Origin of the sequence: Paraglaciecola hydrolytica (assembly GCF_001565895.1) — a bacterium.
Classification (GTDB): Bacteria; Pseudomonadota; Gammaproteobacteria; order Enterobacterales; family Alteromonadaceae; genus Paraglaciecola; species Paraglaciecola hydrolytica.
Window position 1 is genome coordinate 156324 of sequence record NZ_LSNE01000005.1, and the last position, 11756, is coordinate 168079.

Genomic DNA, 11756 nt, shown 5'->3' on the forward strand with positions numbered 1-11756 from the left:
TTGTAATTCATAGTCGCACTCATATACCAAAAGACAGGCACTCATCTAGTTATTAGCACAAACCCATTTTTTTGTGTGTGTTTGATTTTCCATTACTGGTGTTTTAAAACGACAGTGATCGGTATTTCGGCGCATTGAAGTACATGTTCATCATTGCTTCAAACATATAGAGTAAAGGTTAAAGCGTTGAGAAAAAATAGGTTTAAGACAAGTCGAAAACCTAAGCTAACTAAGCATTATTAAAAGTAAAAATGGATGGTTTCTATGCTAAAAAACAGCGTCGTAAACCACCCACAAATTAGCATATTCTAAACATTATGGTCCTTGTTCTGCCACACGATTTTGGTACATAGTCGATGTCACTTCTTTAACCGCTTGGATCAACTCAGGGTAGGGGATGTCAGCAGCGGTGACAAAACCGATGTTGGCGTTTTCACCGTCAAAAGCTCTGCCTGAAATCGGTTCATCAATATATTGAAACCAATGAGCACCCACCATATACGGCTTGCTCAATACACTTTGCATATAGTCTTTGTACATTCTGGCTCTATCGCTTTGGTTAGCCGCATGCACAATCCCAGGGTTAAACATGCCTGAATCAGTGGCGGTACCTATATGAAATTCACCGATAACAACGGGCAAGTCTGCTTTTTCTAAAAACTGCCAGAAATGCTCCTGCATACCTTCTTCGTAAATATTGAAACTCAGCACATCTGAATATTTTAATGACGCAGTGATAATTTCATCAGGCATACCCCAATTCGCCATTCGCGCACCCATGTATAAATGCTTAGGTAGTACTTCTGCTAGGGTACCGTGTACAACTTGAAAGTATTGTTCTCCTAACATGGCCAACATAGTGGATAAGTCTTGTACATGTTGTGCTGAGTAATCAGTCATTACGACGCCATTGTCGAGGGCTTGCCAGTCTTTCAAATCACTATTCCATGCACTATTAAGCTGCTCGATGGTGCTGTACTTTTGTTTTAAGTAAGCCGAAAACGCGGCTTTGGCCGGACTTGTTTGACTATTTTTTGATAAGGCATCAAGGATCACGCCATAACGGGCATTAACTGAACCTTCGCGTTCACCCCAGCTTTTTTCGTTGTCGATAAAGATACCCACGCACCATGGAGAGGCCTTAACATCTTTGGCGATGGCGTCAATGGTTGACTTGGCGCGCTGGGCAAATACTGGATCAAAGGGGTCGGGCATCAATCCCCAGTGATTGGTTTCACCGGATAAGGTTTGGTAGTCGCCTATAATCCAACCATTAGCAAAATAGGGGACCTTGTCAGCGGCGTAAAATGCTGGGTCAACCCAGTTACCAAAGGAGGTGAAGCCCCAGTCATGCATACGTTGCATGGTGACTTCTTGCCATTTTTTTAAGTAGGACTTAGCTTCTGTTTCACCATAACGGCGCTCTAAATTTGCTTGATAAAAACTATAGGTTTCACCATGAGGTACCGGCCCTTTGTGGGTCGAACGACGGTAGCTGTAATGATCGGCAAGGGGATCACTATACTCGGGTAACCATTCAAACATGTTGTGGCGTAATTCAGAACTGACGTAGCGCGTGGCACGCACTTGGTCTGACACAGCAACAATGCCCATAGAGTCTTCAGGCGTGAGTTCATCAACATGCCTAACGCGCACACTAGGATCGCGATAATCGATACCAGTAATGGTACTCATGTTGGCCATCCGCACATTGGCTGGGCCATGGGAGAAAAATAAATAACCTTCTGGGTCCACCATCCACCATTTGCCGTTAACTTTTTCAGTGCGAAAATAACCCGTCGCCTCTCGTCTTGGAGCGTTGGTGTAACCACCAAACTTAGAGCGGTGTGGCATACCGCTAGATTCTTGTAGTTGGCGCAACTCTTGTTGGGCAAGTTGTTGTAGTTGTTCATCACTGTGGACTTTAAGTGGCGTGTCTAGACGGGCATTTTGTCCATATTGATCAATGATATTTACTAACCAATTGGGATCAGTAGGTGGGTTTTGACGTAAACGTATGTTGTCAATTTGCACACTTTTTGGCTCTAGAATTCCAATAGTAAAAAAATTCAATGCAGCAATAGTTTCGAGTTCCACGCCGGCACTGCGCCACGAACGCCACACCAACATTTTATCTTCAGTTGTCCATGGCGGAGCATCTCCCCACAGGCCGCTATCGGTATCTGCTTCCTTACCAGAGACAGGCACATACACAGTACCTTTGAAATCACTGGCCAAACTCACTGAATAACGTCTTGATTGACCCTGATTGTTTTCAATCGACAGATACATCTGTATTGAGGTTGCCCCGGTATTTTCCACATCTAAGGCTAAGTTTGCTTGCTTAAAGGGGGATAGATTCCAAGGTTGAGCAGGCTGAATGCGTAGCTCTGAAATATTGTGCAGTGGTGAAAATTCAACCGCTAGTTTGGCATCGCCATTTGTCGAAATGACTTCGCTGCTTGCGCCCGACAAGATCAGCTCATGTTGATGTTGCAAATCACTTGGGTCATAGAAGGTTAAGAGACTTTGTTGCTTGGCAAAACTGTCAACAGTTGATAAAAATGGCTCACTGTTTTGTCGCATATTTGTGCCTGCCTGTTGGTTACAACCCAGTACAGTGCATAACAATAGAGTGAGACAAGAGCAGAGTAAATAACCCTTAGCTGGTGGGATATTCATATTATTACCTTTTAAAAATTAGCCTAAATGTCAGTAAAACAAGACAACGTTAAATTAAGGTTCATGGTGGAATGTAAAATAGATGTTTAATTGTTAACAATCAACTAATAATGTGTAATGATTTAAACAAAGTGCATCTATCTATGTCGTTTTGTTGGTATTAACGTCCGGCTTGTAGCTCAACTAAAAGGAAATAACGTGCGGTTTCAGCGAATTATATTTTTAACTTTGATAGCAACTTTGCCGCTGTTATTAACGAGTGTTAATGCGGCAACGGATGAACATATTAAAACCAGTAAAACGGTCAGTCCGCATATTGAAATACTCGATGCCAAAGCGCTTACTTTACTTGATCCTCAAGCCAAAGTGAGTATTCGTAGTGAGGGGCATACTTGGACGGAAGGCCCATTGTGGATAGAAGAGGGGGCTTATCTGCTTTTTTCGGATATTCCTAATAATGTGATCCAAAAATACGATCCCAACAGCGGTACTTCGGTTTATTTAAAACCTGCGGGAGCAACTGGATTGGTGGCAGGGGATGACGGCCAAGGTTCTAATGGTTTATTGCTGAATCACAAGGGCGAGTTGGTCTTGTTTCAACAGGGAGATCGCCGTGTCGCCATCATGAATGCCGCTGTGGATGCTCCCTTAGCCAAATTTTCTAGTATGGCTAGTGACTATCAAGGAAAACGCCTGAATAGCCCGAACGACGGAGTCTTTCATAGCAATGGCAATTTGTATTTCACCGATCCACCTTATGGTTTAAAAAATGGCATGAGGGATACGCGCAAGCAGTTAGCCTTTCAAGGCGTGTATTTATTAAAAACCGATGGAAGCCTTATTTTACTTGATGATGCCGTGAGTTTTCCAAATGGTATAGCCTTAACAAAAGATGAAAAGACCTTGATTGTTGCGGTATCAGATAGTCAGCAAGCCCAGTGGTTAGCTTACGATGTTAAAGCCGATGGTAGTTTGCAAAACAAACGGGTGTTTTTTGATGCCACTAGTTTAGTGGGCAAACCAGGAGAACAAGGTCTACCTGATGGCTTAGCCGTGCATTCCAATGGCGTGATTTTTGCCACCGGACCGGGCGGTGTATGGTTGTTTAGTGAAGAAGGTAAAGTGCTGGCAAAAATTAGAACCGGCCAAATAAGCTCTAATTGCACCCTGACTACCGATGAGAAAACCTTATACATCACCGCTGATGATTATTTGCTGAGTGTGCCGTTGCGTTAAACGACCATAAATTTCCATGCACCTGTTCTCTGCAGTAAGTCCGATTTTTGTGGGGGTTAATCGCTTGTTTAGCGATACAATAAAGTGGGTAGCCACATAGATAATTGCGGTATAAAAGTCACTAGCAGCAGTACCACCACCAGTGGAATTAAAAATGGAATGGTTGCTTTAGCACATTCTTCAAAGGGCACATCGGTAACTCTAGATAACACGTATAACACCATGCCCACCGGAGGAGTAAGTAATCCAATCATCAGGTTTAGTACCATTACCACACCGAAGTGTACGGGATCTATTCCCAAGCTAACCGCAACTGGTAACATTACTGGAGTCAGAATGGTAATTGCGGCGATTGTTTCCATAAAACAACCTACAAAAAATATAATACAAGTAATCATCAACAACAGAAGGGTTTTGTTCTCGGTAACCGTTAACATCCATTGGGTAAATTCTTCGGTGACATGATGGGTGGTCAATACCCAAGAAAATATTGAGGCTCCAGCAATAATCAATAAAATAATACTAGTGGTTTCAATCGTCTCCATACTGACTTTAACCAATGTTTTTATGCTTAACGTTCGATAAACAACAGTACCCAATATTAGTGCATAAACGGTAGCAGCGATGGCCGCTTCCGTTGCGGTAAATAGACCAAACAATATGCCTCCTATGATAATGACGGGTGTCAGCAAGGATAGAAACGCGGCCTTAAAACTAGTGCCTAAACGAACAATGCTAAATGCTGCATCTTTTGGGTAATTACGCTTTTTAGCATAATAAGCAACCATGGCCATCAGCGCCAAAGCCATCAACATTCCAGGAATGAAACCAGCAGCAAACAACTGTCCAATGGAGGTCGACGCCATTACGCCATAGATAATCATGGGTAGGCTAGGGGGGATGATAGGGCCTATGGTGGATGACGCCGCGGTAATGCCCACTGAAAACCCAGCGTCGTAGCCTTTGGCACGCATTGCTTTTACTTCTATAGCACCAAGTCCGCCTGCGTCGGCAACAGCGGCGCCAGACATTCCAGCAAATATAATGGATGCGCTGATATTGACGTGACCTAAACCGCCGCGCATCCAGCCAACAAGTGCATTTGCAAATTCAAATATCCTTGTGGTAATACCGGAGGAATTCATCAAAGCGCCAGCCAGTACAAAAAAAGGAATCGACAGTAGCGGGAAGCTATCCATACCGCCTACCATTCGATGTAAAACCACTAACTCTGGCACTTGCCCATCGATAACAATAGCCAATAGTGCTGAACCGATAAGTGCTAAGGCAACAGGAAAGCCTAATATAATCATTAGGATCAATGAAATGAGTAAGATTGCGACAATCATCAGTGTGTCTGCCTATTCATAGTTTTTTGTCGAAGAAACAAGTCTGTTTGAAAAGCGAACAAGAACTTGTTGTCCACTACGTATTATCATGATCAGCAGACTGCCGAAAATAGCGCCATATAAAACACTCACTGACACATCTAAAGAAGCCATTTTATGAATATGAATTAGCGGGATGATTGTCCATGCGAAGTAGGCTAAAAGGATCAGTATCAGCAGATTACAAACCGCTATTATTTTATAAACGAGTTGCGACCAAGTAATTGGCATCCATCGATGAAATAACATCACAAAAATATGCGAATTATGTCTAATACCTATACAACTTCCCAGAAAACCAAGACAAACGAGTTGATAGCGGGCTAATTCTTCTGTCCAGCCCAAGGGACTCGATAGTACATATCGACTTAAAAATTGTGAAAAAACGGTGATGGCTAATGCCCAAAACAATAAAAATGCCAACCAATCTTCAAATTTATAATCGGCTAGACTAATACTAGGTTGCTCATCTTCTGTGTTATTTGATGTTTTGCAATCGGTCATATAAATCCGCTCCTAGTAAATGTATTACCTCTTTGTGTGACGGAAGAACCTGTTTTCGAAATTCGCTTCTATCTACCATTAGCACTGTGATCCCTTGTTCCTCAAACCATTGTACTAATGCCAATTCGGCCATACGTGTATCCGCTGATATATTCTCTGCCGCTTGCTCTAAGGTCTCGCTAAATAGCGTTCTGTCTTGAACTGACAAGCTAGACCAGAGTCTATCGCCAAGAACAGTTAGTACCGTGCCCTGTAAATGACCAGTCAAACTAATATAGGCTTGAACTTCATAGAATTTTTTTGCTTTTATAGTGGGCAATGGGTTTTCTTGCGCGTCGACGACACCTTGTTGCAGAGCCAAGTAGGTTTCTGAAAATGCAATGGGGCTTGGATTAGCACCAACCGCTAAGGGGAACATTTTATAAATCGAAGCATTTGGCACCCTTAACTTTAAATTGACCATGTCTGAAGGGGTGTGAATAGGTTTGTTGGACGTGATATGACGTTGTCCGTAATAGCTATTGCCTAAAACCCGATTACCTCTCGTTTTTTCAAGGTAGCCTTGTTTAATTTCGTCAAACAACGCACTTTTATTAAACATTTGCCAATGCTGGTAGTCGCGGAACACATAAGGTAATTCTGAAAGGGCCATGGGGGGATAGTTTTGCCCCGCAAAGCTAGTACCGGTATTAATAATATCAACAATGCCTAAGGTTAAACTTTGATTGAGCTCTGCTTCCTTGCCCATAATAGAAGCTGGAAACACATCAATTTGAAATCGACCATTGGATTTAATATTGATTTCATTTGCTGCCCATAATGCCCATTTATGTAGAGGTTCAGACTGCTCATAAACATGTGCCCACGTTAAGTGTTGCACCTTGTCTTTTGCAAAAGCGCTTTGACTTGAGAAGGGTACGAGTAAGAGGGCAATTAACAGCGTAAGTGCTCGAAAATACCGAGGAATTGGCTGATTGGTGTTATTTCCAACTAACGTCTTTATACCTTTTAACTTGGGCATTTGTTTTATGGTTAAATGTATATTGTTAACTATGTTGCGGTGTGGAGTAACTTAAATCAAGTAAAAAATACCTCAGTTAGAGGTAATCTTTAATTTATGAATATACCCTCAACGCATCAATTTTCCTTGTGGTTTGCCAACGTAATAGAGCTCTTCGTATATCCTTCAGCTGGAGAGGCTCAGCTTAAATGCATGGAAATAATCATAATAAGTAAATAAGTATTTTTGTGTAACAATTAAATGTTGTGGATTCGGTTGCTTATTTGACCCAAATATCTATTTTATCTTGTACTCCTGTTTTCAAAAAACTGGCCGAATGAGCATCAGCCAGCGGGCGTGCATCGTCCCATGAATACAGATGTATGCTGGCTTTTCCTGGACGTAGGGCGCTAATCTCACCAAACTTATTCACACTAACAATACTCGGATCGCTGGAATGCCAAATCACGCCGTTACGGGTGGTATTTTCGGGCACTAACCGGGCATCTAAATCAACTTGTTCACCTAGCTGCAATGTTGTTTTGGGTGCCAGAATTTGAATCTTTTTGATTGGTATTATTTGGTTATCAGCGATGACCTTAGCGAAATAAATATAGGCTTGGTGCTGTTCTTTGTTTAATGAAGCAATGGGTAGTCCACTGTAACGGCGCACACCAAATTTTAATTCAATGTAACGCTCCCCTTGTTGCTCAAACAAGTCTTGTTTTAAATCAAAAAACCGTCCGTCTGGAAATGCAGTACTTGGTGCGTAGTATTTGTAAGATTGATTAAAGGCAAACTCGGATTTATTAGGATTGATGGGGGCGTCGTACATGGCATTGCCGATGTACCAACTATAAATATGTTGTCTGGGCTGCGCTTTTTGCCCCATCAAACGTGGCCAAAAACTCTGACCATCGAGTTGTGCTTCTTTAGGTATGTTCACACCAACGGCGTCGGCCATGGTCGGGAAAATATCGGTAACATAGACCAAATCGGAATAGCTTCCATGGTTTAATTTAGGGTCAATCGTACCCGGTTGGTTGAACACCATACCGACATGTATTCCGTTATCGGCATTGCTGCCTTTACCGCCGGGGTAAACGCTACCATCAGGTAATATATGCTCGAAAATTTGTTTGGTACCGTTGTCAGACATAACGATCACTAAGGTATTTTCACGCAAATTGTGTTGATTTAACTTATTGATTATACGGCCGATCATTTTGTCGGTGTATTCAATCATTTCGCCAATATATTGAGGATCGTCTCCTCGATGTCCATCACGATTATGTGGCGCTTCATCAAAATTATCGAAAATAGATTTTGGTAGGGTATCTGGAGTCGGTTTATGATCATCATGCACCAGAGCCATGGGGTAATAGAGAAAAAATGGCTGCTCTTTATTTTTATCTATAAAGGCTAAGGCCTGACGATTAAATATATCGGGTGCATACCATCGACGTTGGGTGGCCGGGTCATTGTCCGTGCGATGGTTGTAATTTAATACACGACCGTCTTTCACGAGATTGGGGTTGATAAAACGTTGACCTTCAGTCACTACATCAAATGCGGTGTATTCATCCCAAGCAAATTCTGCAATGTAGTCTTCGCCCGTGATCTCAGTGGTGCCCCGTGTTTGCTTCCATTTGCCAAACATCCCTGTTACGTAGCCCGCACGAGAAAATACATCTGAAAAGGTGATGTCAGAACGATGCAGTGATTTGGGTGTAAGGTAATTACGATTATTTTGCTTGCCACTCATCAGAGCAACGCGGGTGTTCTCACACAAGGGATGACTATAGACGTGCTCAAAGCGTACACCTTCTCTCGCCAGTGCATCGATATTAGGTGTTTCAAAAGTAATATTGTTGTTGGGTGAATTTATCAAACGTATGGTGTTAGAACCGTAAGTGGCCATTCCATAGTGACTAAGATCGTCAATGAGAATGAGTACAATATTGTTTTTTTCATCAGGCTTACTAGCGGCCGCCGCAAAGACCAATAGGCAAGTCAGATACACACTTAAGGTGAGCGCTTTTATCCAATACTTCATTATTAGCTTACTCTTTTTCTGTTTTGCATAGGGGGGTTATTGAAGCGCGACTGTGGTGACAAAGCGTAGCCAGAATTTGTTGTTAGTATCAATTTCGTCGTTCAAGCCCAAGATCCATAACACCTCGACCACATCTGAATAATCTGTTCCACCTTGTTGGTGTAATTTGCCATGAATAGCGGGTAGGTCTTTAATAAAATCATCGGCCATTGTCCAAAGCTTTTTGGCCACGCGTTTTTGGTTATCATCACTGCGTGCCGCGTTTAACCACTTAGCATCGCCCGGTGTGAAAGAGTCTTCGCTTTGACGGCCTTGTAAACGCGCGGTGTTAGGCCCTCGGTCATCTTCTTCGTCGTAGATATAGTTGCCATCGTCAATGGCCACGTAGTAACTGTGGTTTTTGAGATAGTCTAATTTTTGTTGATTGGATTGTTCTTCGTTGTACCAACTGTGTTGTACTACTATCACTCGCTCACGGGTATCTTGAGCACTAATGCCATTATTATCTTGAATAATTTTTTGCAGCCAGTCATGACTGAAAGCCGATTGTCCGGCTTCCATTACCCATACTTTGTCTTGATTATTATTGGCCCGCAGCCCGTGTAAGACCTTGTCTGCAATGGCAACTACCGCAGCATCGTAGTTGGCTAGGGCGTCGTACCACTGTTTGTTTTGTTTACCAAATGCAGCGTTCATTAGGGCAGGGACACGATATTGTGTGCCACTGGCTCTTTCAACACTACCTTGCACCGCATAAGTACGCTCAGCTAGGCTTGGAAATTCTTCGCTGGCCAACATACTGCCTAAAGCGGCAATTGCATGGATGTCGTCTAAATCCCCTTTAATGTCAAACTGGGCAATTAAAGTGTCATTATGCAAATCGAATATAGGGCGAGTATCAGCGTGGCTGGTGGTAGTGATAAACACTAAGCACAACAGTGTTAGGTGGTTTATTAGCTGGCAAAGTCTAGACATCAAAGCCCCTTAGTTTATTTGCTGTCTACCGGTTTATAAAAACGTACCCAATCGATGGAGTAAGTGACTTTTTCACGCTCAGCAAGTTCTTCGTCAGTGGGTGTAAGGCCTTGCTCGGTGCGCCATTGTTGGTCTTCCATATTGATAATGACACGCATGGGTTTGCTTAAGCCGGTGCCCTTGGTGTAGTCGAGTGGATCTATTACTTCTTTGCCGCTGGAGGTTTTGACTAACTTGCCATCCACATAATATTCAAGATGCCAAGGATCGCGCCAGTACACACCAATACGATGGTAATCGTCGCGCCATTTAGTGCCCGTGTGATACCAAGTATCATCTGATTTAGGTTGGTAATCTTGAAAGGGCTCACGTACAAAAACATGGTGACTGAGGTGTAAACGTTCCGCAAACCACTCATGACCGGGGCGATCGCCGCCATAGGCCTCAAGTACATCAATTTCTTGGGTAGAGTCTTCACTTAACAACCAAAAGTCAGAGGCCAACACAGAATTACTGAGCTTGGCGCGAATTTCTAAAAACAGCGGATAGTGCACACTTTGTTTAGACGTTATGCTGCCCATGTAAATATCCCACGAACCGGGTTTACGTTTGGCCGTAAGTTTTAATACGCCGTCACTAACGGCAGATTGTGATGGGTGCCACTCTGTCCAGCTCGGGCCAGTCCATGCGTTGATATAACCTTCATGCCAACGCTGCTTAAATTCATCACTTTTACCCTCTGCCGCGGCGCTGTAATTAAAATCATCGGACAAAGGTAGCAGTTGCCACGTTTGACCTGAGGGTAATGTTGCCGGGACAGGAATGTCATCCCAATCTGCTGCAAATAAGGATAGAGAAGCCAATAAACTGAGGGGTAAAAATGCAAGTTTAAGCATTGTTAATTCATAACCAAGAGCTTGTTAATGGCGTGTATAATTAATACAAATACTGATTATTGTCAACAATAAACAGTTTGCAATAAGGTTCTTAATATGTCTCAATGTTAGTCTTAATTCCTATTTAATGGCTCTTGCCCCAATAAGTTTGTGTTTATGAAAAATAAAAATTCTCCCTCTCTAATGTCAATACTAACAAGACCATGCTTAGTGTTATTGTGTGGTTTTACCCTGCTTGGTTGTAAACAAGCCGAAGTTATACTTGCGCCAACAACTGTCGATCCCGCGCAAGCACTCTCCCTACGTTATGACGTTAGTGGTAGTCTGACTAAAAAGTTAATTTTGCAGCTTGATAATCCGGCCTCTTATGCCAGCGTAAGTATTTATGCTGATGATGAGCTACTGCTTGATAACCTCAATGTGCCCAAACAAGGTAAGCAAGAAGTAACGGCCTTGGTGCGTTTTGCACGAGTAGGCGAGGTTAAGTTAAAACTTAAAACCAATGCGGCTAATGTCACCTTCAACAGCTTTAAAGTGGAAGATGTTAAAGACTTAACTATTCCTGAATTTAAAGACATTTCCCACGCCGCAGGCCTAGATAAAGTCAGTTCGATTAAATACGGCGGGCCTACCATTGCTGATATGGATAACGACGGTGACTATGATTTTATCGTTAACAACCATAACCAAGCTGATAGTAAATTATATTGGAACAATGGCGACGGCACGGTCAGGGCTCACGACAAAAACTTGTCACGCTGGTTTATGCATGACTTACATGGCACCGCAGCGGGGGATTACGATAACGACGGTGATCTAGATTTAGTGGTGACTCAAGGTGGTGGTAATGGCACTAATCCGTCTAAAACCAATTTTTATAAAAATGACAATGGCACTTTGGTGTTAATGACTGGAGACGTGGGCATTGATAAAGGGGGTCGTGGTCGTGGTGCGCGCTGGAGTGATTTTGATTCAGATGGCGATCTTGATCTGTTTTTGTTTAATGAAGAAGGCCTTGG

At 42.7% G+C, this 11756-nt stretch carries 9 protein-coding genes; 2 read left to right on the plus strand and 7 right to left on the minus strand.

The features are described from left to right. Nucleotides 1-315: 315 nt before the first annotated feature. Nucleotides 316-2586 carry an agarase gene (locus tag AX660_RS08670; protein WP_235594697.1) on the minus strand — a complete coding sequence of 757 codons (2271 nt, stop codon included), beginning with the start codon at nt 2584-2586 and terminating at the stop codon, nt 316-318. Between the two features lie 294 nt (nt 2587-2880). Between AX660_RS08670 and AX660_RS08675 the strand changes: the two genes are divergently transcribed. Beyond that, entirely contained in the window at nt 2881-3918 is a 1038-nt protein-coding gene (locus AX660_RS08675; protein WP_235594698.1) for an SMP-30/gluconolactonase/LRE family protein, read from the plus strand. 68 nt (nt 3919-3986) lie between these two features. On the opposite strand, the gene AX660_RS08680 is transcribed toward AX660_RS08675, so the two are convergent. The 6 genes from AX660_RS08680 to AX660_RS08705 form a co-directional block, all read right to left on the minus strand. Further along, on the minus strand, nt 3987-5267 hold the full coding sequence (locus AX660_RS08680; protein WP_068375639.1) for a TRAP transporter large permease: 1281 nt from the start codon (nt 5265-5267) through the stop codon (nt 3987-3989). 12 nt (nt 5268-5279) lie between these two features. After that, nucleotides 5280-5810 (minus strand): TRAP transporter small permease, encoded by a 531-nt coding sequence (locus tag AX660_RS08685; RefSeq protein ID WP_068375641.1) that lies wholly within the window; start codon nt 5808-5810, stop codon nt 5280-5282. Next, nucleotides 5785-6831, minus strand: a complete 1047-nt coding sequence (locus AX660_RS08690; RefSeq protein WP_082768818.1) for a sialic acid TRAP transporter substrate-binding protein SiaP — start codon at nt 6829-6831, stop codon at nt 5785-5787. Before AX660_RS08690 ends, AX660_RS08685 begins: the two co-directional genes overlap by 26 nt. 259 nt (nt 6832-7090) lie before the next feature. Then, a complete protein-coding gene (locus tag AX660_RS08695) occupies nt 7091-8866 on the minus strand; it encodes a sulfatase-like hydrolase/transferase (RefSeq protein WP_068375644.1) in 1776 nt (591 codons plus the stop codon). A gap of 36 nt (nt 8867-8902) precedes the next feature. After that, entirely contained in the window at nt 8903-9841 is a 939-nt protein-coding gene (locus tag AX660_RS08700; protein WP_131811775.1) for a hypothetical protein, read from the minus strand. Nucleotides 9842-9855: 14 nt separating this feature from the next. Continuing rightward, nucleotides 9856-10737: a family 16 glycosylhydrolase gene (locus tag AX660_RS08705; protein WP_068375647.1), complete on the minus strand. Its 882-nt coding sequence runs from the start codon at nt 10735-10737 to the stop codon at nt 9856-9858. A 156-nt stretch (nt 10738-10893) separates the two neighbouring features. Here AX660_RS08705 and AX660_RS08710 point away from each other — a divergent pair. Beyond that, on the plus strand, nt 10894-11756 hold an 863-nt coding region (locus AX660_RS08710), incomplete at its 3' end, for an FG-GAP repeat domain-containing protein (RefSeq protein ID WP_235594699.1).

Excerpts from the sequence above, each read along its gene's own strand:
- AX660_RS08690 (WP_082768818.1), bottom strand. The coding sequence starts at position 6,831 with ATGCCCAAGTTAAAAGGTATAAAGACGTTAGTTGGAAATAACACCAAT.
- AX660_RS08705 (WP_068375647.1), bottom strand. The coding sequence starts at position 10,737 with ATGCTTAAACTTGCATTTTTACCCCTCAGTTTATTGGCTTCTCTATCC.
- AX660_RS08700 (WP_131811775.1), bottom strand. The coding sequence starts at position 9,841 with ATGTCTAGACTTTGCCAGCTAATAAACCACCTAACACTGTTGTGCTTA.
- AX660_RS08685 (WP_068375641.1), bottom strand. The coding sequence starts at position 5,810 with ATGACCGATTGCAAAACATCAAATAACACAGAAGATGAGCAACCTAGT.
- AX660_RS08670 (WP_235594697.1), bottom strand. The coding sequence starts at position 2,586 with ATGCGACAAAACAGTGAGCCATTTTTATCAACTGTTGACAGTTTTGCC.
- AX660_RS08680 (WP_068375639.1), bottom strand. The coding sequence starts at position 5,267 with ATGATTGTCGCAATCTTACTCATTTCATTGATCCTAATGATTATATTA.
- AX660_RS08695 (WP_068375644.1), bottom strand. The coding sequence starts at position 8,866 with ATGAAGTATTGGATAAAAGCGCTCACCTTAAGTGTGTATCTGACTTGC.